Below are 23,652 nucleotides of genomic sequence, written 5' to 3' on the forward strand. Positions count from 1 at the left end.
AGCAGTTTACGGCGGAGAAATCTTGCAAACATGCTTTCACCAAATTCGCGTTCCAGCGTAATATTCTCAACAGAATCATTTCAAGCATCGCAGGCGGCGGACGATATGGAAAAACTGGCAAGAGGCGTGGGCAAAGCATCACTCCTGGCACTTTCGATGATGTCCATGCTGGCCGTCGATGGAGTCTCGGCCTTTGCGCAAGACGCACCCGCCAAGCAGGTCTTCGGCAACATTGCCCTGCCATCTGCCGGACCATCTGCCTCTTACGGTTCCTATGCGAAGGGATGCCAGTCAGGGGCTGTTGCACTTCCAACCGAAGGACCAGGTTTTCAGGCCATGCGGCTGTCCCGCAACCGTCGCTGGGGGCAACCGCAATTGGTCTCTTTCATCGAACGATTTGCGCAGGACGCACAAAAGATCGGCTGGCCGGGTCTTTTGATCGGCGACATCTCGCAGCCACGTGGCGGACCTATGCTGACGGGCCACGCCTCGCACCAGATCGGCCTTGATGTCGATATCTGGTGGCGACAGATGCCCAACCAGATCATGAGCGCCGAGCAGCGTGAAAGCACGCCATTTATCTCGATGCTCGACAAGAGCAAGTTCCTGACAGTCGATGATCGTAAATGGTCGCCGCTCAACGCCAAGCTGGTGATGATGGCGGCGAGTTATCCTCAGGTGGAGCGCATCTTCGTCAACCCGGCCATCAAGCAGAAGCTGTGTCAGACATGGACCGGCGACCGCACCTTCATGGGCAAGATCAGGCCGATCTATGGGCATGACGAGCATTTCCATGTGCGTCTCGAATGCCCGCCGGGCGCACCCAATTGCAAGCCGCAGGCACCAGTGGGCGCGGGCGATGGCTGCGACAAGTCGCTGGCATGGTGGTTCACCAAGGAACTCTGGGCTGCGCCAAAGAAAGACCCCAATGCAAAGCCGCCAAAGCCACCGCGCCCGATGATGGTGTCCGATCTGCCAAAGGCGTGCGCGGCAATTGCGGCCGCACCGTCTGCGGGCAAACGAAGCGTTGCTGCTCAAAACGCCTATGCTCCCTCGCCTCAGGCGCAGGAGATCGTCCCACAAGCTTCTGGCTTAGGTGGACCCATGCCGCCTGCGGATGTGCCACGGCCATCCTCACGCCCATCATCGAATTGACCGTATCCGGCTTTCCAAACGATGCGTAGTTGCGGTAGAAGGCTTCAAATCGATTAAGATAACGCGATCTGAACAAGGCTGGGGCGCAGAGACCATATGACCGGGCAACGCTGTATCGCTTTGATCGCGCATGACCAGAAAAAAGACGATATGGCGAATTTCGCCCGCAAGCATCAGGCCGCCCTGTCGCAATTCAGGATCGTTGCCACCGGCACCACCGGTGGGCGTGTGCAGGAGGCCTGTCCCGGCTTAAACGTGGTCCGTCTGAAAAGCGGCCCGCTGGGTGGTGATCAGCAGATCGGCGCGATGATTGCGACAGGCGACGTGGATATGCTGANTTTTTTCATCGACCCGCTCTCTTCCCTACCCCACGACGTTGACGTGAAGGCCTTGACGCGCCTTGCGACCGTCTATGACATTCCCATGGCTTTGAACCGCGCCACGGCCGAACAGTTGGCAGATTTTCAGTCGACACATTGACATCCCGGCCATCCAGGAGCAGCGATGACCAAGCAGAACGACACACTTTCCTTTCCGATTCTCATCGGAGACATTGGCGGCACCAATGCGCGCTTCTGCATTCTGATGGATGCAGAAGCTGAGCCTGTTCATCTGACAAGCGTCAAGACGGCGGATTTCNAAACCATTGATGACGCAATACAGCACACGATCCTGGACAAGACCGGCGTGCAACCCGTCTCTACAATTCTCGCTGTCGCAGGCCCGATCGAGAGCGATGAGATTCCATTGACGAACTGCCACTGGGTGGTGAAGCCGAAAGAGATGCTGGTCAATCTCAGCCTCAAAGATGTCATCGTCATCAATGATTTCGAGGCACAGGCGTTGGCCATTGCATCTCTTGGCAACGATAATCGCCTAGCCATCGGGCCCCTGCGACCTGACATGATGGCGTCGCGTGTCGTGTTGGGTCCGGGCACGGGCTTGGGTGTTGCAGGGCTGGTCTACGCCCGGAACATGTGGTTTCCAGTTCCAGGCGAAGGTGGTCATGTCGATATTGGTCCGCGCAGTGCGCGGGATTATCAAATTTTTCCGCATCTTGAGACAATCGAAGGACGCATTGCTGGCGAGCAGATTCTCTGTGGACGTGGTTTGGTGAACCTCTACCGCGCTATCTGCACCGCAGATGGAGTTACGCCTGCGTTTTCCGATCCCGCCGAAGTGACAGCCACGGGTTTGAGTGGAGACAATCTGCAGGCCAAAGAAACCTTGTCGCTGTTCAGCACGTATCTGGGACGGATCGCGGGCGACATGGCATTGATCTTCATGGCAAGAGGCGGGGTCTATCTTGCCGGTGGGATTTCTCAAAAAATCATTCCAGCGTTGAAGCTGCCGGAGTTTCGCGAAGCTTTTGAAGACAAGGCGCCGCACAAGGCCTTGATGCGCAGCATTCCGACGCATGTCGTTACCCATCCGCAGGCAGCACTGGCTGGTCTTTCCACCTATGCCCGGACGCCCGGCGATTTTGGCCTGACGCTGGATGGCAGGCGCTGGCAGGTGTAGGTAAGTCAGGACTGGCCAAAACCGGGCCAAGTGGATATAGACGCCGGTTGAATGGGCAGCGTGCTTGCTCCGAACCTCACAAGGTGGATGAACACTTGAAGACCGCCNAAAAACGGCATCCTGTGGATACCGATACAATTACATCAGTCCTGAAGCGCANTTTTGCAGAAAACGCCCGCGATCATATTTCGGGCTACGCTTTCGCAATATTCTGCCTGCTAACCGTTGCTGGCACGACGGCCTTCACTGCCTGGATCATGGACTCCATCATCAACGAGGCCTTCGTCAACAGACGGGCAGATCTCGTATGGATCATTTGTGCCTCTATCTTTGCGGCCTTTTTCATCCGTGGTCTGGCAACCTATGGGCAATCGGTCGCCCTGTCCAAGATCGGTAATAACATCGTCGCGCGGTACCAGAAGCGACTGTTTTCGCACCTCATGACATTGTCGGTCGGCTACCTCAGCGAGTCTCGCTCGGCTCATCTGGCAGCGCAGGTTAGCCAGAATATCGGCGGTATCCGCGATGTCATGAACCTGACGGTGACGACGGTCGCTCGCGATCTCCTTACCTTCATCGCGCTGGTTGCCGTGATGATCTTGAAAGACCCTGTTCTTTCTATCGTTATCGTATTCATCGTGCCACCGTTGGTATTGGGGCTACGTTACATTGCAAAAAGGCTGCGGACTGCGACACGCGAAGCCGTCATCCTTAACAGCCGTGTGCTGGGTGCAATGCAGGAAACGTTGCAAGGTATCGCCATCGTCAAAGCCTTCACTATGGAAAGGCAGCTCGAAGACCGCGTTGACAAGGTCATCGATTCCGCAGAGTGGCGCGCAAACCGCATTGCCAGGCTGACGGAGAAAAGCGCCCCTTTGACCGAAACCATTGCGGGCCTGGCAGTTTCCGGCGTGTTGGCGTATGCGGCCTACCGCGCAATCTATAACAATGTGCCCCCAGGTGCCTTCTTTGCATTCGTGACGGCTCTTCTTCTGGCTTACGATCCAGCGCGGCGCCTTGCGCGCGTACAGATTTCGCTGGAGCGTGCGGTCGTCAATGCGCAGATGATCTATGACATTCTCGACATGGAGCCGGTACAGCGTCAGAAACCCGATGCACAGCCACTGACTATTTCGAACGCAACGGTGGAGTTGCGTGATGTGGTCTTCTCCTACAAGGATGGAACAATCCTGAAGGGCGTCAGCTTTACCGCAGAAGGTGGCAAGACAACCGCCCTCGTCGGCCCGTCCGGTGCTGGAAAGTCGACGATCATCAACCTCATTCCCCGTTTCTATGATCCAAACGGTGGGGCCATCCTGATCGATGGGCAGAATATCGCCGATGTGACGACAATGTCCGTCCGCCAGAACCTAGCCTACGTTTCACAGCAACCTTATCTCTTCGAAGGCACGATCCGGGACAATATTCGCTACGGTCGTCCTGAAGCCACGGATGCTGAAATCGAGGACGCGGCAAAGCTTGCGTTTGCGCATGATTTCATTCTCGCACAGCCACAGGGCTACGAGACCCCGGTTGGAGAAAACGGTATGACCCTCTCCGGCGGTCAGCGTCAGCGTTTGTCGATTGCACGTGCACTCGTCCGCAATGCACCGATCCTGCTGCTTGATGAGGCGACATCCGCGCTTGATACGGAATCGGAGGCCGTGGTGCAGAAGGCACTCGACACAGCGATGACTGGGCGTACCGTCATCGTTATCGCGCACCGGCTGTCAACCGTGGTCAAGGCGGACAAGATCGTGGTGATGAATGAAGGTCTAGTCGTTGAGGAAGGTGTGCATGACACGCTTGCGCGCCAGGAAGATGGCCTTTACGCTCGTCTCAACAACCTCCAGGCGACAGGCGTTCGCGGTCTTTAAGTAACAAATCATAGGTAGACAGCATGAGCGGCGATGGCATGAAACTGGTGGTGGTAGGCGCTGCCGGACGTATGGGACAGACACTGATCCGCCTGATCCATCAAACGCCGGGCGTTCAGCTTCATGCGGCGGTGGAGCGTGAAGGCTCTTCCTTTATTGGTCATGATGCCGGTGAAATCTCCGGTTTGGGTAACATTGGCGTCGCAGTAACCAGCGATGCACTGGCAGCCTTTGTCCATGCCGAAGGCGTCATCGATTTCACATCGCCAGCGGGAAGTGTCGTCTTCGCAGGTTTGGCGGCACAAGCGCGGATCGCCCATGTCATCGGCACCACTGGCTGCACGGCCGACGATGAGGAAAAATTCGAGGCTGCCGCCCGCCATGCCCGGATCGTCAAATCCGGCAATATGAGCCTCGGTGTCAATCTTCTTAGTGNTTTGACCCAGCAGGCAGCGAGGGCACTAGAGGCCAGCAACTGGGACATTGAAATTCTTGAAATGCACCACAAACACAAGGTAGACGCACCTTCCGGAACTGCCCTGCTTCTCGGCGAAGCAGCAGCCAAGGGCCGTTGCGTCAATCTGGCAGACAAATCCGTTCGCGTTCGAGATGGTCATACCGGAGCGCGCGNAAATGGCACGATTGGATTTGCAACCCTGCGCGGCGGCTCCGTGATCGGCGACCATTCGGTGATCATCGCTGGAGAGGGCGAGCAGGTTACCCTGTCTCACCATGCCGCCGACCGCACGANTTTCGGACGCGGCGCGATTGCCGCTGCCGTCTGGGCCTATCACCAGAAGCCTGGGCTCTATTCCATGCTGGACGTTCTGGGTCTGGCAAACGACCAATAACCAACTCTGGAGAGCTATCGAAATGAGCGGAACCCTCGTCCTCGTTCGTCACGGTCAAAGTGACTGGAACCTCAAGAACCTCTTCACGGGCTGGCGCGACCCTGATCTGACAGACCTTGGTGTCGAGGAAGCGAATGCGGGCGGCAAAGCACTCGCCGATTACGGCATAACGTTCGACGTTGCCTATACGTCGTCGTTGATCCGCGCGCAGCGGACCTGCCAGATCGTTCTGGATAATGTCGGCCAATCCGATCTGGAAACCATTCGCGATGAAGCCCTGAACGAGCGTGATTATGGTGATCTTTCCGGCCTCAACAAGGATGATGCCCGCGAAAAATGGGGCGAAGACCAGGTGCATATCTGGCGTCGGTCTTACGACATTCCGCCGCCGGGTGGTGAGAGCCTGCGCGACACTGGTGCTCGCGTATGGCCATATTATCTGACCGAAATTCTGCCTCGTGTCTTGCGTGGAGAAAAAGTTCTCGTCGCCGCACATGGCAATTCACTGCGTTCGCTGGTGATGGTGTTGGACAAGCTAAGCAAGGAAGAAATCCTGAAGCTTAATCTCGCGACTGGCGTGCCTATGGTCTACAAGTTGAACGCGGACTCCACCGTCATCTCCAAGGAAGTCCTCGGCGACATGTCGGCAGCGCATTGACACGAAAGAAAACNAAAAAGCGCCGAAGGCTCCTGCGGCGCTTTTTTCTAACAATCTATCTCTGGAAATACCGAAGCATCTGTCAGAAATTTTGATGCTCACCAAACCAATAGGCGCAGAATACGCTCGAAGCCGCAAAAACGGTGAAGAACAGCGCAATTAAAATTCCGATTTCCATAAGCTTTTACTCCTGGCATCNTTTGAAACTTACCAGAGTAACGCGCGATGCTTGAAGAAGTTTCATCTTCACCGGTCAGATGCAGATCTGCCTGACTGGTAGAGGCGTGAAAAATCGTATTTCAGGACAGTTTTTCGCTGCCTATCATCATTCCGTCATGGGAAGAGCATAAGTCGCGACTGCGGCCTTGAACGCCAGAAGCGATTCAGCTCAAGTGCTGTAAAAGTTGGCCAANTTTCGAAAGCAAGATGACGTGCGCTATGCCATTTACTTCACACCACCCGAACATGATGCTCTGACAGAAAAAGCATCGAGGTGGTTAGGGCGCAACGCGTTTTCCGGCGCGCATTATCAAGACCATGAGTCTTTTGGGGATGTTACTGCAGAACCGCGCCGTTACGGATTTCACGCCACGTTGAAAGCCCCGTTCGAACTCTCTGAAAAACACAGCGAAAACGACCTTCTGACGGCGTGTCAGACATTCGCAGCGACCCGTCATGCCTTTGATATCCCGAAGCTTGTCGTGGGAGCGCTTGGTCCTTTCTTTGCCCTGATACCCCAAGACGTTCATCAGCCGCTTCAAGATTTCGCCGCCGATATCGTTGATTATTTCGAGCCGTTTCGGGCCCCCTTGTCGGANGGCGACATTGCCCGGCGCAAGCCGCAAAGCCTGACAGAACCCCAGCGGCAGAACCTCGCCCTTTGGGGGTATCCTTACGTCATGGACGACTTTCAATTTCACATGACACTGACGGGCCCGGTGGATGAGGATGACAGAGCGAACATGACCGGCATCCTCTCTCGTGAATTTGCAGCATTTACGGAGAAGCCTCTGGCCGTTTCCGGTCTTGGGCTGTTTATGGNAAAGACACGTGGCGAAGACTTCACCGTTCATACATGGTTGCCCCTGGCACCGGCAACCTGAGAGACGGGACGACAAGATATGAAAGCAGTACAGGCATGACCGAACATGNTTTTTCCAATGCGCGTATCGTGCTTGAAAACGATATCCTCAAAGGCTCCGTTCTCGTTCGAGATGGCCTGATTGCAGATATCAGCGAGAGCATGTCCCTTACTGGTGAGGATTGCGAAGGCGATTACCTGATACCGGGTCTTGTTGAATTACACACAGACCACCTGGAACAGCATTACTCGCCGCGCCCAGGTGTGACCTGGGACAAGATAGCCGCTATTCAGGCCCACGATGCGCAGATCGCATCATCGGGCATCACCACGGTGTTTGACTGCCTTCGCCTCGGCTCAGACGAGGACGGCGGCTTTGCCAAAGGCGAAATGCGTGGCATGGCGGATGCGATCGAGCTAGCACAGCGCGAGAACCGACTGCGTGCCGACCACTTGCTGCATCTGCGTTGCGAGGTTGCCGCTTCAGATGCATTGGAGCATTTCGAAGATTTCGAAAACGATCCGAATGTCAGGTTGATTTCGCTGATGGATCATTCTCCCGGTCAGCGGCAATTTCAAACGATGGATCAGTACATCGTTTTTTACCAAAAGAAGCGCGGCCTGAGCGATGAGGTCTTCAAGGCTTTCGTTGATCGCCGAGTCGCGGCCTCTGCGCAATATTCCGCGCAGCATCGCGATTATCTTTCGGCCCGTTGCGCAGAGCGCGGCATTACCGTCGCCAGCCATGACGACGCAACGCTCGCTCACGTCGAAGAGGCTATCGGCCACGGTGTAACGCTGGCGGAGTTTCCAACCAGCGTGGAAGCGGCCCAAGCATCCCATAATGCGGGTATGAGCGTTTTGATGGGCGCGNCCAACATCGTTCGTGGCAAGTCGCACTCTGGCAATATAGCTGCACGCGACCTTGCCGAACTTGGTGTTCTGGACGTCCTATCGTCAGACTACGTGCCCTTCAGCCTGCTTTACGCGCCATTCCTGCTTGCAGACCAAGTCGAAGGCATGACGCTGCCCAAGGCGCTTGCCATGGTAACCGCCACACCGGCACGCACTGTCGGTCTTGACGATCGCGGTCGCATCGCTCTGGGAATGCGTGCTGACTTGGTTCGTGTTCATAGAGACGTGGGCGTTCCGATCGTGCGTTCGGTCTGGCAAACAGGCAGGCGCGTTGCATGAGTGAATCGCACTCTTTCAATTCCTCTTCCTTGTCCCAACGCCAAGGTGTCATGGTCGTGGTTGTCGGACCGAGCGGCGCTGGCAAGGACACGCTTATGGAATTTGCCGCAGCCAGGCTCGGCCAGCAGCATAATATTCATTTCGCACGCCGGGTCATTACCAGAAACCGCGATGCGGGTGGTGAGGATCATGATGCGGTGACGCAGGAAGAGTTCCACCGTCGCCATGAGCAAGGGGATTTTAGCGTCTCATGGCAGGCGCATGGGCTGAGTTACGGAATTCCAGCCTCCGTTCAGGACAGGCTCAAACTCGGTGATATCGTCATCGCCAACGGCTCACGCTCTGCTCTTGCTCATTTCCGGTCAGCATTCCCCGTGTTGAAAGTCATCAATGTTATCGCGANCCCTGACGTGCTGGCAGCAAGGCTGGAAAGTCGCGGGCGCGAAAGCCGGGACGATATTCTTCGCCGGCTCCAACGCAGTTCATTGGACGTGTGTGGTGATTTCGACGTCACAACCATCGACAACAGTGGAGAACTCGCCGTGGCTGGAGCGGCTTTTGCCAAACTGCTGGAAAAACAACTCGGCCGCTGTCTCTAACTACAACGCTTTGATCTGCGCCAAGATATCGTCTTCGATGTTGATACCGNTTTCAAGTGATTGCCGACGTAGGCCCTGGCTTCGGCGCCCAGGAAGACGTGCGTGTTCCTGCCCCTCGATTACGGATGCCATAAGCGAAAGACGCTTTGCCAGAACATGATCTCCGGCGATTGTGGGGTCGATGACGATGATGGTGTGACCAAGAGACGGCGCGGTTCCGGCGTCATCCAGCAGTGAAGATGCCTGGAAACCGAAATTGCCACCGGTCAGTCCTGCGGCCATGACCTCCACCATCAGCGCGAGTGCCGCACCCTTTGCGTCACCCGCAGGCACCATCGTACCGTTGATTGCCTCGTTGGGATCTGTTGTGGGGCATCCGTTGGCGTCCAGCGCCCAGCCTTCTGGAATGAGTTCACCCNTTTGGCGCGNCGCCATGATCTTGCCACGCGCGACCTTGGAAAGTGCTAGATCGATGACCAACGGATCCGCGCCATCAATCGGTGCGGCAAAAGCGATCGGATTGGTTCCATATAGCGGCTTTATGCCACCCCATGGCGCCATGGACGCTGGCGCGTTGGCGACCATAAATGCGACAAGGCCCTGCTCTGCAAAACGCTCCACAGTCAGCGCCATCACGCCCGCATGGTGCGACCGCCCGATCACGCCGAGAGCAATACCCTGTTCCCGCGCAATAGCGGGCAGCTGCGCGACCATAATGTCAATAGCCGGGTAAGCATAACCATGACCTGCATCGATGGAGAGAACGGAAGGGCGAAGGCGCGTCGCAACGGGGCGAACTTTTCCATCCACTTTTCCAACACGCAACTGGCTGACATAAACGGGAATACGTCGGACGCCATGGCCGCCTTGGCCTGCCGCTTCGGCAGCTACAATCGCGCGCGCAACCGAACGTGCATTCTCTTGTGCGACACCANTTTTTTCGAAAATGGAAGAAACAAACTCTTCCGCCTGTTCAATGCTGAATTTCATGACTGCGACTGCTTCCCGTTGAGAAAACAGGCCTATCTCATTTCCGCACAAGCAGAAAGTACAATGGCTTCAGAGGTGGCACAACAGGCAATAAATCAGACCATTCTCACTGAATTTCTATTCTCACCTGGAAGGACGTCTGCGCTCCCGGTGGCGGTTGCGCCACGGATGCGTTTTCGATGGAGCTTACGACTTTCCTGTCCACAGCCGTATCACCCGTCGAATTGATGACACGCACCCTACCGATGGAACCACCATCGGTCACGTTGAAAGCGACCGTCACCGACATACCCTTGGAGCCAGCCCGGGAGACGCGGCGAGATACGGCAGAGCGGACCCTCGAATTCCATTTGGCGGGCGATACCGAAGATGAGAACAGACCCGAGCTGTTTTTCGCTGCAGCCGTGCGGTCCGACTGTGTCGTTTCAACCTTGGCCGTATCCTTCGCGGGAGATGCGGCCGGTGCGACGGTCTGTTTACGTTCGACTTTTTTCTTTTCAGGCTCGTCCTTCTTTTCTACCNTTTTTTCCACGGGAGTGGGTGGTGGACGCATGACCGGCAGCGGAACTTCGACATTTTCCAACGCAGCCATCTGCTGCTCCTGAACGGGGTCCGTCTCTTCCACACGCTCGGGCAACGGTTCAGGAAGTGGCTCGGTTATTTCCTGTGGCGGTTCTAGCGCAGGTTCCGGCTCTGGCGGAGTTTCCTCGGTAACGGGTTCCGGCTGTGGCTGCGGTGGCTCTACAGGTGGCGCCACTTCTTCCACCTTGTCAGGAACGACGCNTTTTACTTCCTGAATATCCTCGACATCGTTGGCTTCCACCGTCTCTTCGGTGTTGACCGCTTCAGGAAGGGCAGCAAGTTCGATCATGATCGCTGCAGGCGGTCCACCATCTTCGACTGGCTCTGGCTGTTCCTGCATCAAATAGTAAGCAGCGCCCGCATGGACGCACACCGTCAACACAGCCGCTGTCGTCCATAGCGCCAATTCTCCCAGCCGAGAGCGTCCGGCACGGGGAAAAGAGGTTCCACTCATGGGGCTACTCCGATGGGAGCTGGGGTCGCGGGCGCGCCTGATGACTGAGTTGCTGGAACAGCTCCGGTCTGGCTCGCAGCAGCCGCACCTTCGAGGCCCACAAGTGCGATCTTGAGATATCCGCTGTCGCGCAGCATGTTCATGATTTCCATGAAGTGGCCGTAGTCGACCGCCTTATCGGCACGAAGAAAGATACGGGTTTCCTTGTTGCCGCCGGTGCGGGCGTCCAGACGCGCCGCCAGCGCTTCACGCGCCACGGCATCATTGCCGAGATTGAGCGACAAATCATCTTTGACGGTCAGGTAAAGCGGCTCGTCGGGACGCTCCGCCGGTTTTGCAGAGGACGCGGGCAGATCGACATTCACATCCACCGTCGCCAGCGGAGCCGCCACCATGNAAATGATGAGGAGAACCAGCATGACGTCGATGAAAGGCGTCACATTGATCTCATGGTTTTCGGAGAGTTCGTCTCCGGCACCTTCACGAATACCACCTGCCATGATCAGCGCCCCACGAGTGAGACCGCAGGCTTCGCAGCACTGCCCGGCGGAATGCGGCGAAAATCAAGATCGCGGCTGACGAGACGTTCGACACCGGCTGCGACATCGGCCAGCAGATGGCGATAACCGGTAATGGAGCGCGCAAACACGTTGTAGATCACCACTGCGGGAATAGCCGCAACCAGACCGATGGCAGTTGCGAGCAAGGCTTCAGCAATACCGGGTGCCACAACTGCAAGATTGGTGGTCTGCGATTCCGAAATGGAGATAAACGAGTTCATGATGCCCCATACCGTGCCAAACAGGCCGACGAACGGTGATGTGGAGCCGATTGTTGCCAAAGCCCCGGTTCCCCGGGACATACGGCGGCCCGCATGGGTTTCGATGCGTCCAAGAACGGAAGAAACACGCTCCTTGATGCCGCCGCCATCGGTGTGTTCCACTATGGAGTCCGATAATTTCATTTCATGTGTTGCCATACGCAGCATCAACGCGGCAGGACCACCNTTTTTTTCGGCAGCCTCGGTAGCTTCAGAAAGTGTCTTGGCCTTGTGAATGATCTTGAGTGTTGAACCGGCACGAATGCGAGCGCCTGCCAATTCGATCGACTTCGCAACCCAAACGGTCCATGTCACAAGAGACGCGAAGGCCAACCCGATCATGACACCTTTTACGACCCAATCGGCGGCCATGAACATGCCCCATGGGGACAGGTTATGCGGAATATCCGTGCGTTGCCCGGCGCTGGCGGCAGGCTGCACAGGCGGTTGCTCCAGAGTTGGTTGGATAGGAGGCTGGGTGGTTATATNCGACGCGGGCTGTTGGGCAGCAGGTGCCTCTGGCGCAGGTGCTGGCTCTGGCGATTGCGGAGGCTGAGCAGCGGGCGAGGTCTGCGCTGGTGAGACCGGCTCAGTTACTGGCGCCTGGCTGGTTGAAGGAACTGGCTCGGTCTCAGGCGTTTGTGTCTGCGCAACGCCAGCACCGGCATAAAGGCAGGCCAAAAGCGACAGCATGATTGTGGCGGAACGAGGCCGTTTGCACGGCAAAGCATTCAGGTTCGAGGTGTGTTTTTCAAATGCCATCTTGATAATCCCGGAGTTCCGTAACAATGCGCCGATCTCTTGCAGCTGGTGCCTGCGCTCACAAAATTTACGGCCGCAGCTTGATGCGCAGTCCGCTAGCAAAGTTGAGTAAGATTGACAACTATTACATTACCNAAACATGCCCTGTAAACTCTTCTTTTACGAAACAAGCATGTAGCGGGCGGGCATGCGCGCTATGAAGGCAGGAAATGCGCGACGAGTTCATGCCGATCACCCGGGTAAGTGACCTTGACTTGGGTGATGTAGGTCTGACCACTCCAGGTTCGCCGCTCGATGACCAGACAGGCTGTTCCATTGGGGATGGCGAGAGCCTCGGCCACGCGCCGGTCGGCTGAAATTGCGCGAATGCGGTGTTCGGCGGCCCTCCACGGCACCATCTGCAACAACCATGACCCCGGTCCAACTGCAGAAAAATCCGCGTCCCGCGCCTCCGGCACGGAAGCAACATTGATCAAACGCTCTTCGAGGCAGAAGGGAACATCGCTGGTGAAATGGCGACACGTAATCGCCAGGACTTGAGCGTTTGATGCAATTTCGAGCTTCACCCGATCTTCTGCATTGGCTTTTCTCAGTTCGCGATTATCGAGCTTGTAATCGTATAGGAGGCCAAGCGCCTCTACTTCGCGCTGGATATCGTGAATTTCAAGAACAGCGGACTGGCCGTGCGGCTGGGTGACAAAACTGCCTGAGCGGCGGCGGCGCTCGATCAAACCTTTCTTGACCAGCTCACCCAGCGCCTTGTTCACGGTCATGCGTGAGCAGCCATATTCAAGCGTCAGTTCATGCTCGAACGGAATACGATGGCCGGGCGGCCATTCGCCGGACAATATCCTGCCTTCGACATCCCCCATGATGCGCTCGTGCAGGGATTTTTCCTGAACCCGGTGGGTTTCAGCCATATGTTTGCTCGTCCTATTTCATCATGGGCCTGATATCATCCTGCATTGCGCTTAGCCATATGGCATGGGTGAACCCGAANTTTCCCACTATTAAAATATTGTTTCCAGCCATGTGGTTATGATGCTTCAAAATTCATGTCGAGATGACCATGACCAGACAAAGACGCCGAAAGATCATTCGAGTACGACGCACCGCAGTTGGTGTTGCACTCGTTGCAACGCTCTCTTTCGTTGCTGGAATGACGGATGCCATCGGCCTGTCCATGTCGGGAGACTTCGTGTCCTTCATGACGGGAAACACCACACGCGCGGCATTATCCCTTCAGGCTGGTGATTACACCCACGCCGCCAAGCTTTTGCTGGCAATCCTCACTTTCGTCGGTGGCAATGCGATCGGCATCGTTGTTGCTAACAGGTTCGAAAGACGGGTCTTTACCGTTCTCTGCACGGTCGGCCTCGCGCTTGCACTCGCCGCGTTTTTACAGATGGAGGGCATGGCGACGGGCTCCTTCTATCTGGTGGTCTTTGCCATGGGCGTGATCAATGCAGCCGTTGAACATGTCGAGGGACTGCCCATCGGCTTGACTTATGTCACAGGCGCTCTTTCCCGTTTCGGGCGCGGCATCGGGCGCTTTATAATGGGTGACCGAAAACTGGATTGGACGATCCAGCTGGTACCTTGGCTCGGCATGATTGCGGGGGCGATGTTTGGGGCTGTGCTGGCCACAGTCTATTCGACAATAGCTCTTCTCACCGTGAGTCTGCTCGTCTTTGCCATTGCGCTTGCGAGCATTCTCATGCCGCATCCTCTCATGAGACGGTACAATCGGAGGGTTGCGATCGGCAGAAGCAAACCGCGCTGACGATTACTTGCTGGAAATGGTCACGAACTTCGTGCCACGGACTCGCACGGTCATCACGCATGGCTCACTGTCGGTGCGGTCGCAAAAGCGCGGATGCATCTTGAATTGGAAGACCATGTTTCCGAAACGCTGAACGAAATCGTAGCTGTAGATGGTAGCCGTGGCGATCATCAGATAGCCGCCCTCCTTTACCTGCACATAGAAATTGTTGGGGCATCCATCGTCATTGCAACTGCGCGCCTTTTCCCCATCGCAGGTCAGTTCACCGCGATTGGTCACGGCGTCAACCAGCCCGTCATTATTGATATCAAGCCGTGTCACGAACCCCTCGCCGAACTCGGCGACTTTGCATTCCTTGCGAAAATGGTCCTTTTCATAAATCTCAGGGTCGCTTACCAGTTCCTGCTGTGCCTGCGCCATCATCGGAACGGCCNAAAAAACCAGCGCTTGAAGTGTTACGAAGAGAAGGCTTCTCACGGCATTTTCCTTTAGGTCTGTTTACGCTATGGATGCGACTGCATTGGGCATGCCAGCTTTGATCAGGCGGTGGATCATATCGGACGGTCCTTGCGTCACACTGACCGCGCGAATATTCGAGGAGCGCCTGCCCATGACCCTTCTAGCTTTTCTCGATTATGCCGGCGTTGCTGTTTTTGCTGCGACTGGCGCACTCGCAGCCTCGCGCAAGCAGCTGGATTTCATCGGCTTTCTGTTTTTCGCAGCGGTGACCGGCATCGGTGGCGGTACGCTTCGCGACCTCGTGCTGGGCCGCGCGCCGGTCTTCTGGGTCGTCAACCCCACCTATATTCTCGTCTGCGTGGTCATTGCCGCAGTCGTCTATCTCACGGCCCACCTGCTGGAATCCCGCTATCGCCTTTTGATCTGGCTTGATGCCGTCGGTCTCTCGGCCTATTGCGTGATGGGGGCAGCGAAAGGCCTTGCCGTCACCGGATCGCCCACGGTCGCCATCGTCACCGGCACCATGACAGCCACATTCGGCGGCGTGCTCCGCGATATTCTCGCTGGGGAACCATCCGTATTGCTGCGGCCTGAAGTCTATGTCAGTTGCGCTCTTGCTGGCGCCTGTGTGTTCACGGCCGTCCATGCGCTGGGTCTGCCGATTCTTGTCGCATCGGCTGCTGGCGTTCTCACCGCCTTTGCGATCAGAAGCGGAGCGCTGATCTTCGGCTGGACGTTCCCACGCTATCACGCCCGACCCGGCAGACCGCCTGAAGACGTGATGTAAGCCAAATATAAAAGGCGCCCTGAGGACGCCTTTATGGATGNTTTCATGCTGACGGCATTCAGTGAACGCTGATGGTCCGCAATTCGTCTTCGGCAGCTTTGAAAAATGTGCTGGAACGGTTGTCAGTCAAAAGAATTGGCGTTCCATCTGCGCCGAATAGAGCCCATAGATCCAGAGTCGGATCGATATTGGGCGCTTCGGGAAAACAACGGTTCACTTCTTCGGCACGCANTTTACGGATATATCCGACTTCGCCTGCCCCGATATGGGCCAGTTGCGACTTGGTCAGACTCGCATGCGCTTCTTTCAACAGCATATGGCAGACTCCATTTATGAGACGCCATGCCGCTACGAGTCGCTTGGCGTACAGAATCCTACTGTGAAACGGAAATGTTAATTTTCTTCACCACGTTAGAGATTTCAGGCCGGGTGAGATCGATGGATAGCAGACCGTTGCGCAGACGTGCATCATTGACCTGCATGCCGTCTGCCAGCACGAATACCCGCTGGAACTGTCGCGCGGCAATGCCCCGATACAAATAGTCCTTCGCGTCCTGTTCCTGCTGACGTCCACGAATAATCAATTGATTGTCAGCCGTCGTGACGTCCAGATCATCTTCTGAAAAACCTGCGACAGCGATGGTGATCCGCAAACGTTCCGGGCTAGTGCCTTCTGCCGCCAACCGCTCTATGTTGTAGGGCGGATAGCCATCATTTGCCTTGGTCATCCGTTCGAGCGNTTTTTCCATGGCATCGAAACCCAACATCAGGGGATGGGTAAAAGGTGTCATACGGCTCATATCTTTCAGTCCTTGTACCCAAGCGACGATCATTTGCCCCGCTTACGGCGGCATCAATCCATATGGGAATATGGTGCCAGCAGCGCAAGCATGGCGCACCGTGAAAAAGTCACAACTGTCGCCTGCTTGACAAGCTTTGGAAACAGGCTTGAAAAGACATCTCTTATCNAAAGCAGGAAGACTATGGCCGAGCGCAGAAAAATCATTATCGACACCGACCCCGGACAAGACGACGCCGCCGCAATCATGCTGGCGTTGGCGAGCCCGGATGAAATCGAAGTTCTCGGTCTTTGTGCCGTAGCCGGCAATGTGCCGCTGAAGCTGACCAGCCGCAACATCCGCATCATGCTGGAACTTTGCAATCGCACAGAAATCCCCGTCTATGAAGGCTGCGAGCGCCCGCTGGTCCGCGCGCCCATCACCGCTGAACATGTTCATGGCAGCACCGGCCTGGATGGCCCGACCTTGCCGGAGCCGGTGCTTGAGGCACAATCGCAAAATGCCATCGACTTCATCATCGAGACGATACGCCGCGAGCCGGAAGGCACTGTAACGCTTTGCACACTCGGCGCATTGACGAATATTGCCACCGCTTTGCAAAAGGCACCCGATATTGCCCCGCGCGTCAAGGAACTGGTGCTGATGGGTGGTGGTTTCTTCGAAGGTGGCAACATCACGCCTGCCGCCGAATTCAATATCTACGTCGATCCGCACGCAGCAGACATCGTCTTTCGCTCTGGCATTCCGCTGGTCATGATGCCGCTTGATGTGACGCACAAGCTTTTGACCACCAAGGCCCGCGTCGCCGCCATCCGCGATATCGGTACACGCCCTGCCATCGCCATGGCGGAGATGCTGGAGTTTTTCGAACGCTTCGACGTGGAAAAATATGGGTCCGATGGCGGCCCATTGCATGATCCGACCGTGATCGCCTATCTCATCAAACCGGACCTGTTCGATGGTCGCGATTGCAATGTCGAGATCGAGGTGAACTCGGAACTGACCATCGGCATGACGGTTGTCGACTGGTGGAAGGTAACAGGCCGCGAACCCAACGCCCGCGTCATGCGCGATGTGGACGCGGATGGATTCTTTGCACTTCTGACGGAGCGCTTCGCACGGATTTGATCAAGGACTATAAGGTCGCCTCACCGGCGACCTTACTCCATTACAATTCATAAAAATCGGCAACTACCTTCCACGCATCCTCAGCCGTCTCACAGAAATGCAGCAGCTCCATATCGTCAGGCGCAATCGTACCGAAATCGGCAAGTGCTTCGAAATTGATGATGGAGCGCCAGAAAGCCTCACCGAACAGGATGAGCGGGATCGGCGCCATGCGCTTGGTCTGAATCAGCGTCAGTGTTTCAAACAGCTCATCCATGGTGCCGAAGCCGCCGGGGAACACGACGACGGCCTTGGCGCGCATCAGNAAATGCANTTTGCGGATAGCGAAATAGTGNAAATTGAAGCTGAGTTCCGGCGTCACATGCGGGTTGGGTGCCTGCTCGTGCGGAAGCAGGATGTTGAGGCCGATTGACGGCGCACCGGCTTCCGATGCGCCGCGATTGCCCGCCTCCATCACACCCGGTCCACCACCCGTCATCACGACATATTCGCGATGATCGTACTTTTCGGACGCAATGGCGCAGAGTTTGGCAAATTTGCGAGCTTCATCGTAATAGACAGAGGCAGCTTCAAGATTCTTTCTCTGCGTCTCGTTGCGCGCCGCCCAGGCCTCACCACCCGGTTCGGGAATGCGAGCGCCGCCAAATAGAACTACAGTGGATTTGATACCTCGCTCGGTCAGAATCATTTCCGGCTTCATCAGTTCCAATTGCAACCTAATGGGGCGCAACTCTTCCCGACACAGAAAATCGGTGTCGGCATAGGCCAGACGATAGGATGGCGAGGCTGATTGCGGGGTTTTCGGCAGGCCTTCTGCCTGCTGCTTGTCAGCGGAACTGGATTTCAAAGGGTCCCAGACACCGTCCTTGCGCCGCAATTTGCCANTTTTCAGTTTTGCCATGTCCATGCCTTTCGTCTGCATGCGCCAAATCACATTGACGCCCTTGAAACACTCGCTTAGAGCAATTGACCATGTCCGGCCAGCGGTGCGGATATTTCCCTTTATGTGACGATAGTCAGCGAAGTTTAAGGAATTCTCATGAGCATCTCGGATCTTGGCTCCCTTGAAACAATCATCGAAACCGCATTCGATAATCGCGACGGCGTCAACATATCGACCAAAGGCGAAATTCGCGATGCCGTCGAAACTGCGCTGAACCTGCTCGACGCAGGCCAGGTGCGCGTGGCCGAAAAGCAGTCCGATGGGAACTGGACCGTGAACCAGTGGCTGAAGAAGGCCGTTCTTCTGTCTTTCCGTCTCAATGACATGGAGATCGTCACCGGCGGTCCCGGCGAATCCACATGGTGGGACAAAGTGCCCTCCAAGTTCGAGAACTGGGGTGNAAACCAGTTCCGTGCTGCAGGTTTTCGCGCCGTGCCAAACGCTGTCGTGCGCCGTTCCGCTTACGTTGCCAAGAACGTTGTCTTGATGCCGTCCTTCGTCAATCTTGGCGCGTACGTCGATGAAGGCACCATGGTCGATACATGGGCAACCGTTGGCTCCTGCGCGCAGATTGGCAAGAACGTGCATCTGTCCGGCGGCGTCGGCATCGGCGGTGTACTGGAGCCGCTTCAGGCTGGCCCGACCATCATCGAAGACAACTGCTTCATCGGCGCTCGCTCTGAAGTCGTGGAAGGCTGCATCATTCGCGAAGGTGCCGTTCTCGGCATGGGCGTCTTCATCGGCAAGTCCACCAAGATCGTAGACCGCGCAACCGGCTCGATCACCTATGGCGAAGTGCCGCCTTACTCCGTGGTCGTAGCCGGCACCATGCCGGGCAAGCCGTTCCCGAATGGCGAGATGGGCCCGAGCCTCTATTGCGCCGTGATCGTCAAGACCGTCGATGAGAAGACCCGCTCCAAGACCGGCATCAACGAGTTGCTGCGCGACTGATATAAAGTAGACTGACCCATGCAAGCCACCGATCCCGTCGCCAATCTTGCCGCCCTCATCCGTTGCCCTTCGGTGACACCAGCAGAAGGTGGAGCGCTCTCGCTGCTGGACAATCTGCTGACACCGCTCGGCTTCAAGGTTGACCGTGTGATGGCGACGGAAGAGGGAACACCTGACGTCGAAAACCTCTACGCCCGCATCGGCACACAAGGCCCGCACCTGATGTTTGCTGGCCACACCGATGTCGTGCCTGTCGGTGACGAGGCCACGTGGAGCCATCCGCCTTTTGCGGCTGAAATAGCCGGTGGCGAAATGTTCGGGCGTGGTGCCGTCGATATGAAGGGCGGCATCGCCTGCTTTATTGCGGCCATCGCCCGCCATGTCGNAAAGCATGGAAAGCCCCAGGGCTCGGTGTCTTTCCTGATCACGGGCGATGAAGAAGGACCGTCCATCAACGGCACATCCAAGCTTCTGGAATGGGCTGCCGCCAAAGGCGAGACATGGGACGCCTGCGTGGTGGGTGAACCCACCAACCCGGACCAGTTGGGTGACATGATCAAAATCGGCCGCCGCGGCTCTTTGTCGGGTCGGATCACGGTCCACGGCGTGCAGGGCCACGCCGCCTATCCGCATCTGGCCGACAATCCCATTCGCGGAATGTTGCAACTTACACACGCGCTGATGGACCCGCCCTTCGACACTGGAACAGATAATTTCCAGCCATCCAACCTCGAAGTCACCACCATCGACACCGGTAACGCAGCAACGAATGTCATCCCGTCCAAAGCGACGGCTAGCTTCAACATCCGTTTCAACGACACATGGACGGCAGAGACGCTGCGCGACGAGATCATCCGGCGACTGGATGAGGCCGCTGCTGACGGCGCGTTGCGCCCAGATCGTTCGCCGGTTAAATACGACCTCGTCTGGGCCGATCGTCCCTCCCACGTCTTTCTGACGCGCAACAACTCACTGATCTCATCGCTGTCTGGTGCGGTGGCTGAAGTCACTGGCAACGAGCCGAAGCTGTCCACGACCGGCGGCACATCGGATGCCCGCTTCATCAAGGACTATTGCCCAGTAGTGGAATTCGGCCTTGTCGGCCAGACCATGCACATGGTGGATGAGCGCGTCGCCGTGGCCGACCTGGAAACACTGACCCGCATCTACGAGACCTTCATAGAACGCTGGTTTGACCATGCCATCGCTTAGCGAACTAGCACTTTATATGCGGGGCCTTTGGCTGCTCTTTCTCGGTGATCCCGCTGGTGGGCGTTTGCTGGACCTCACCGACCGTGGAATGACACGGTCATTTTATGCCGCGCTTTTGTGCCTGCCGTCCATGGCGCTGTCTTGGTACTGGTGGCATGAGGCTTATGTTTCCGTTTTGCCGAAGGACGTCNGCACCGGTGCCATGTTCTTTGTCCGGCTGGCCATGGTCGAGGCCATCTGCTGGATGGTGCCGTTGATCCTGATCGGGCTTTTGCTGGTGTCATTTTGTGCCAAACAGAAGTTTCCGGCCCTTGTCGTCGTCGCAAACTGGCTGTCGCTGCCGTTTTCCTATGCTTATGCCGTTCTGATCCTCATAGCGCTGCTGGTCCCCTCCTTGCAGGGACTGATCGCGATCCTGTGGTTTTCGCTGCTGCTGACGCTCGTGTTCAGCTTTTCCCGTATCGTGAAGTTCTTTGTCCGCGAACAGCCACTGCTTGTCGCGGCGCTGGTCATGACGTTGCTCATTCCCGGCATGATTCTGTCGGAAGTGCTGCAACGCTTTCTCGGCGTCTATCCCAACTGATACTGGCCAGCCTGTTGCGCGACGCGCCGCAAGCGAAAATTATGACAGATAGACCCCGTCATTCTTCGTCTCCGGTCTGGGTTGCCGTGGCGGTATCACATCGGGATAGTCGACCTGCATGAAATAGAGCCCATCCGGCGGCGCGACCGGCCCGCAGGCCTTGCGGTCGCACGCCTCAAGCGCCGCCTTCACGTCTTCTGCCGTCATGCCACCATCGCCTGCCAGTTTCAGCGTTCCGGCAAATGAGCGAATCTGATTGTGCAGAAAGCTCTGTGCCGTCGCGCGTATCTCGATCAGATCGCCATCTCGTGTCACATCGAGCCGGTCGAGCGTTCTAACCGGGCTGTTGGCCTGGCAGTGAACGGAGCGGAAGGTGGTGAAATCATGCCGTCCGACCAGCATCTGGGCTGCGGCATGCATCGCCTCATGATCAAGGTCTTTCGATACCCACCAGGCACGCTTGTGCTCCAGCGCCAGCCGCGATTTGCGGCAGATGATGCGATAGAGGTAGTGACGGCGCAGCGCCGAAAATCGTGCGTCGAAATCCTCCGTCACAGCCTCCACGTTTAGAACCGAGACAGCCTCGCCAGCCATGGCCAGATGCGCGTTCAGCGCGTTGCGCAGTTTGTAAGGCTCCCAGGCGCGTGCGAGATCGACATGCACGACCTGACCCTTGGCGTGAACTCCGGAATCGGTGCGGCCTGCACCGCGAAAGCTGACGATCTCTTTGGTCAATGACAGCACAGCAGCTTCCAGGGCACCCTGCACAGAAGGGCCATTGGTCTGCAGCTGCCAGCCGAAATAGGGGGAACCGTCATATTCAACGGTCATGCGGAAGCGTGGCATCAGCCGAGCCTCGTTCCGACAACGACGGGAGTGCCGCGCAGAAAATCTTGCGCTAGCATCGGCTTGCCGCCTGCCTTTTGCAGACGCACCAGCCGCACCGCACCGCTGCCGCAGGCAATGGTCAAATCACCGTCCAGAACAGACCCTGCCTCGCCCATGCCGCTCGCCAGTTCGGTCTCCAGCACCTTCACACGCTCGGCCTTGCCGCCGATCTCCATTTCGAACCATGCGCCGGGAAACGGTGACAGGCCGCGAATGTGATTGTGCACATCGTGGCTGGACCAGGAAAAATTGATGCGGGTTTCGGCCTTGTCGATCTTGGCGGCATAGAGAACGCCTTCTTCCGCCTGCGGTGTCAGCGGCAGATCGCCATCTTCCAGCTTCAGCATCGCTTCGCGCATCAGCCGCGCACCCGCCAGCATCAGGCTGTCATGCAATTCGCCAGCCGTCATATTAGCGCCGATGGCAACACACGCGGTCAGCGCAACGGGGCCAGTATCCAGCCCCTTTTCCATCTGCATGACCATCATGCCGGTCTCGGCATCGCCCGCCATGATGGCGCGTTGAATGGGGGCGGCACCGCGCCAGCGCGGTAGCAGTGAGGCGTGACCGTTGTAACAGCCAAGACGAGTGCCGTTCAAAATGGCTTCAGGCAACAGCAGGCCATAGGCAACGACAACGGCGACATCTGCGTTGAAGTCTTTGAATTCCGCCCTGTCTTCCTCAGCCTTGAAATTCACAGGCGTGAGAACCGGTATGCCGAGCAGTTCGGCGGCCTGATGCAGAGGCGATTTCTGGAGATCTAGACCGCGACGACCGCCTGGACGAGGCGGTTGCGTATAAACGGCGGCGATTTCGTGTCCCGCATCGACCAGAGCGCGAAGCGTGGGAACCGAAAATTCCGGCGTTCCCATGNAAATGATGCGCAGTGCCATGCTCGCCCCCTGCCCCGTCGCCCGATCCGACAATCTCTAGAAGACAGTCAGATCAGATTTTTGCGCGGGCCGCCTTGGTGAATTTCTTGATGACCATATCCCGTTTCAAGCGGGAAATGTGGTCGATGAACAGAACACCGTTCAGATGGTCCATTTCATGTTGCAGGCAGGTAGCCAAAAGGCCATCGGCTTCCACCGTCTGCTTTTTACCGTCGCGGTCGATATAGGCGACTGTCAGTGCAGCAGGACGCTCCACTTCCGCGTAGTAGTCGGGAATGGACAGACAGCCCTCCTCGTAGACAGACACATCGTCCGACACTTTGAGGATTTCCGGGTTGATGAAAACGACCGGCTTGCGGTCTTCATCTTCGCGCGAGATATCGATCACCAGCATGCGGCGCGCCACGCCGATCTGAATTGCGGCGAGACCAATGCCCGGCGCATCATACATCGTGTCCAGCATGTCATCGGCCAGACGCGTAATCTCGGCATCCACCTGTTCGATGGGCTTGGATTGCTGGCGCAGCAAAGGATCAGGCNAAATAATAAGAGGTTTGATCGTCATGGCTTCCCCATAACGCATCTCATCTTTGGAGGAAACNAAAAATAAAGGCCGATATTAGCGACATGAGCAGGGCCAAACGAGACTCATTCACGCCCTTGAAATGTTCCTGTTTTGAT

The 23,652-nt window shown here is 56.7% G+C and carries 26 protein-coding genes; 14 read left to right on the forward strand and 12 right to left on the reverse strand.

Features of this window, described 5'->3' with window-relative positions:
• The first annotated feature begins 105 nt into the window (after positions 1–105).
• The 9 genes from mepA (at position 106) to phnN (ending at position 8,936) form a co-directional block, all read left to right on the forward strand.
• Positions 106–1,155: a penicillin-insensitive murein endopeptidase gene (gene mepA / locus CUC55_RS09790; protein WP_067649845.1), complete on the forward strand. Its 1,050-nt coding sequence runs from the start codon at positions 106–108 to the stop codon at positions 1,153–1,155.
• Positions 1,156–1,251: 96 nt separating this feature from the next.
• Positions 1,252–1,635 carry a methylglyoxal synthase gene (locus tag CUC55_RS09795; protein ID WP_103087704.1) on the forward strand — a complete coding sequence of 128 codons (384 nt, stop codon included), beginning with the start codon at positions 1,252–1,254 and terminating at the stop codon, positions 1,633–1,635.
• 24 nt (positions 1,636–1,659) lie between these two features.
• Positions 1,660–2,676, forward strand: coding sequence for a glucokinase (locus CUC55_RS09800; RefSeq protein ID WP_103087705.1), 1,017 nt, complete (start codon positions 1,660–1,662; stop codon positions 2,674–2,676).
• A 95-nt stretch (positions 2,677–2,771) separates the two neighbouring features.
• Positions 2,772–4,553 carry an ABC transporter ATP-binding protein gene (locus CUC55_RS09805; protein ID WP_103087706.1) on the forward strand — a complete coding sequence of 594 codons (1,782 nt, stop codon included), beginning with the start codon at positions 2,772–2,774 and terminating at the stop codon, positions 4,551–4,553.
• A 23-nt stretch (positions 4,554–4,576) separates the two neighbouring features.
• Positions 4,577–5,404 (forward strand): 4-hydroxy-tetrahydrodipicolinate reductase, encoded by an 828-nt coding sequence (gene dapB, locus CUC55_RS09810; RefSeq protein WP_103087707.1) that lies wholly within the window; start codon positions 4,577–4,579, stop codon positions 5,402–5,404.
• A 22-nt stretch (positions 5,405–5,426) separates the two neighbouring features.
• Positions 5,427–6,062 carry a 2,3-bisphosphoglycerate-dependent phosphoglycerate mutase gene (locus CUC55_RS09815; protein WP_067649477.1) on the forward strand — a complete coding sequence of 212 codons (636 nt, stop codon included), beginning with the start codon at positions 5,427–5,429 and terminating at the stop codon, positions 6,060–6,062.
• 431 nt (positions 6,063–6,493) lie between these two features.
• Complete coding sequence (locus tag CUC55_RS09820; RefSeq protein WP_103087794.1) at positions 6,494–7,165, forward strand: DUF1045 domain-containing protein; 672 nt, start codon at positions 6,494–6,496, stop codon at positions 7,163–7,165.
• Positions 7,166–7,200: 35 nt separating this feature from the next.
• A complete protein-coding gene (locus tag CUC55_RS09825; RefSeq protein ID WP_103087708.1) occupies positions 7,201–8,337 on the forward strand; it encodes an alpha-D-ribose 1-methylphosphonate 5-triphosphate diphosphatase in 1,137 nt (378 codons plus the stop codon).
• Positions 8,334–8,936, forward strand: a complete 603-nt coding sequence (phnN, locus tag CUC55_RS09830; RefSeq protein ID WP_245417732.1) for a phosphonate metabolism protein/1,5-bisphosphokinase (PRPP-forming) PhnN — start codon at positions 8,334–8,336, stop codon at positions 8,934–8,936. Before CUC55_RS09825 ends, phnN begins: the two co-directional genes overlap by 4 nt.
• On the opposite strand, the gene CUC55_RS09835 is transcribed toward phnN, so the two are convergent.
• From CUC55_RS09835 to hutC, 5 genes are all read right to left on the reverse strand, one after another.
• A complete protein-coding gene (locus CUC55_RS09835) occupies positions 8,937–9,926 on the reverse strand; it encodes an Ldh family oxidoreductase (RefSeq protein WP_103087709.1) in 990 nt (329 codons plus the stop codon). It abuts the gene before it with no gap.
• Between the two features lie 106 nt (positions 9,927–10,032).
• Positions 10,033–10,962 carry an energy transducer TonB family protein gene (locus CUC55_RS09840; protein WP_103087710.1) on the reverse strand — a complete coding sequence of 310 codons (930 nt, stop codon included), beginning with the start codon at positions 10,960–10,962 and terminating at the stop codon, positions 10,033–10,035.
• Positions 10,959–11,462 carry a TonB system transport protein ExbD gene (exbD, locus tag CUC55_RS09845; RefSeq protein ID WP_103087711.1) on the reverse strand — a complete coding sequence of 168 codons (504 nt, stop codon included), beginning with the start codon at positions 11,460–11,462 and terminating at the stop codon, positions 10,959–10,961. The genes CUC55_RS09840 and exbD overlap by 4 nt, the downstream gene beginning before the upstream one ends.
• A gap of 2 nt (positions 11,463–11,464) precedes the next feature.
• Positions 11,465–12,544 carry a tonB-system energizer ExbB gene (gene exbB, locus CUC55_RS09850; RefSeq protein ID WP_170063856.1) on the reverse strand — a complete coding sequence of 360 codons (1,080 nt, stop codon included), beginning with the start codon at positions 12,542–12,544 and terminating at the stop codon, positions 11,465–11,467.
• Between the two features lie 194 nt (positions 12,545–12,738).
• Positions 12,739–13,464, reverse strand: coding sequence for a histidine utilization transcriptional repressor HutC (gene hutC / locus CUC55_RS09855; protein WP_067649496.1), 726 nt, complete (start codon positions 13,462–13,464; stop codon positions 12,739–12,741).
• Between the two features lie 149 nt (positions 13,465–13,613).
• On the opposite strand from hutC, the gene CUC55_RS09860 reads away from it, so the two are divergent.
• Positions 13,614–14,327, forward strand: coding sequence for a YoaK family protein (locus CUC55_RS09860; RefSeq protein WP_067649854.1), 714 nt, complete (start codon positions 13,614–13,616; stop codon positions 14,325–14,327).
• Between the two features lie 3 nt (positions 14,328–14,330).
• On the opposite strand, the gene CUC55_RS09865 is transcribed toward CUC55_RS09860, so the two are convergent.
• Complete coding sequence (locus tag CUC55_RS09865; protein WP_103087797.1) at positions 14,331–14,750, reverse strand: hypothetical protein; 420 nt, start codon at positions 14,748–14,750, stop codon at positions 14,331–14,333.
• Between the two features lie 187 nt (positions 14,751–14,937).
• Here CUC55_RS09865 and CUC55_RS09870 point away from each other — a divergent pair, with 187 nt between their 5' ends.
• Positions 14,938–15,573 carry a trimeric intracellular cation channel family protein gene (locus CUC55_RS09870; RefSeq protein ID WP_067649502.1) on the forward strand — a complete coding sequence of 212 codons (636 nt, stop codon included), beginning with the start codon at positions 14,938–14,940 and terminating at the stop codon, positions 15,571–15,573.
• Between the two features lie 58 nt (positions 15,574–15,631).
• Here the strand turns inward: CUC55_RS09870 and CUC55_RS09875 are convergent, their stop codons facing one another.
• Both CUC55_RS09875 and CUC55_RS09880 read right to left on the reverse strand, forming a co-directional pair.
• Positions 15,632–15,889 (reverse strand): BQ00720 family protein, encoded by a 258-nt coding sequence (locus tag CUC55_RS09875; protein WP_103087712.1) that lies wholly within the window; start codon positions 15,887–15,889, stop codon positions 15,632–15,634.
• A 58-nt stretch (positions 15,890–15,947) separates the two neighbouring features.
• Positions 15,948–16,373, reverse strand: coding sequence for an Hsp20 family protein (locus CUC55_RS09880; protein WP_103087713.1), 426 nt, complete (start codon positions 16,371–16,373; stop codon positions 15,948–15,950).
• Between the two features lie 183 nt (positions 16,374–16,556).
• Between CUC55_RS09880 and CUC55_RS09885 the strand changes: the two genes are divergently transcribed.
• A complete protein-coding gene (locus tag CUC55_RS09885) occupies positions 16,557–17,501 on the forward strand; it encodes a nucleoside hydrolase (RefSeq protein WP_067649510.1) in 945 nt (314 codons plus the stop codon).
• A 40-nt stretch (positions 17,502–17,541) separates the two neighbouring features.
• Here CUC55_RS09885 and CUC55_RS09890 read toward each other — a convergent pair whose 3' ends face one another.
• Positions 17,542–18,402 (reverse strand): LOG family protein, encoded by an 861-nt coding sequence (locus CUC55_RS09890; protein WP_103087798.1) that lies wholly within the window; start codon positions 18,400–18,402, stop codon positions 17,542–17,544.
• Between the two features lie 138 nt (positions 18,403–18,540).
• On the opposite strand from CUC55_RS09890, the gene dapD reads away from it, so the two are divergent.
• Both dapD and dapE read left to right on the forward strand, forming a co-directional pair.
• Complete coding sequence (gene dapD, locus CUC55_RS09895; protein WP_103087714.1) at positions 18,541–19,395, forward strand: 2,3,4,5-tetrahydropyridine-2,6-dicarboxylate N-succinyltransferase; 855 nt, start codon at positions 18,541–18,543, stop codon at positions 19,393–19,395.
• An 18-nt stretch (positions 19,396–19,413) separates the two neighbouring features.
• Positions 19,414–20,607 carry a succinyl-diaminopimelate desuccinylase gene (gene dapE, locus CUC55_RS09900; protein ID WP_103087715.1) on the forward strand — a complete coding sequence of 398 codons (1,194 nt, stop codon included), beginning with the start codon at positions 19,414–19,416 and terminating at the stop codon, positions 20,605–20,607.
• A 622-nt stretch (positions 20,608–21,229) separates the two neighbouring features.
• Here the strand turns inward: dapE and truA are convergent.
• From truA to def, 3 genes are all read right to left on the reverse strand, one after another.
• Positions 21,230–22,036, reverse strand: a complete 807-nt coding sequence (truA, locus tag CUC55_RS09910) for a tRNA pseudouridine(38-40) synthase TruA (RefSeq protein WP_067649522.1) — start codon at positions 22,034–22,036, stop codon at positions 21,230–21,232.
• The gene (gene fmt / locus CUC55_RS09915) at positions 22,036–22,971 is read right to left on the reverse strand and encodes a methionyl-tRNA formyltransferase (protein WP_103087717.1); all 936 of its coding nucleotides are present in this window, start codon (positions 22,969–22,971) and stop codon (positions 22,036–22,038) included. Before fmt ends, truA begins: the two co-directional genes overlap by 1 nt.
• A gap of 52 nt (positions 22,972–23,023) precedes the next feature.
• Complete coding sequence (gene def / locus CUC55_RS09920; RefSeq protein ID WP_103087799.1) at positions 23,024–23,536, reverse strand: peptide deformylase; 513 nt, start codon at positions 23,534–23,536, stop codon at positions 23,024–23,026.
• Positions 23,537–23,652 lie beyond the last annotated feature (116 nt).

It is taken from the genome of Agrobacterium bohemicum, assembly GCF_002896715.1.
Lineage (GTDB): Bacteria > Pseudomonadota > Alphaproteobacteria > Rhizobiales > Rhizobiaceae > Agrobacterium > Agrobacterium bohemicum.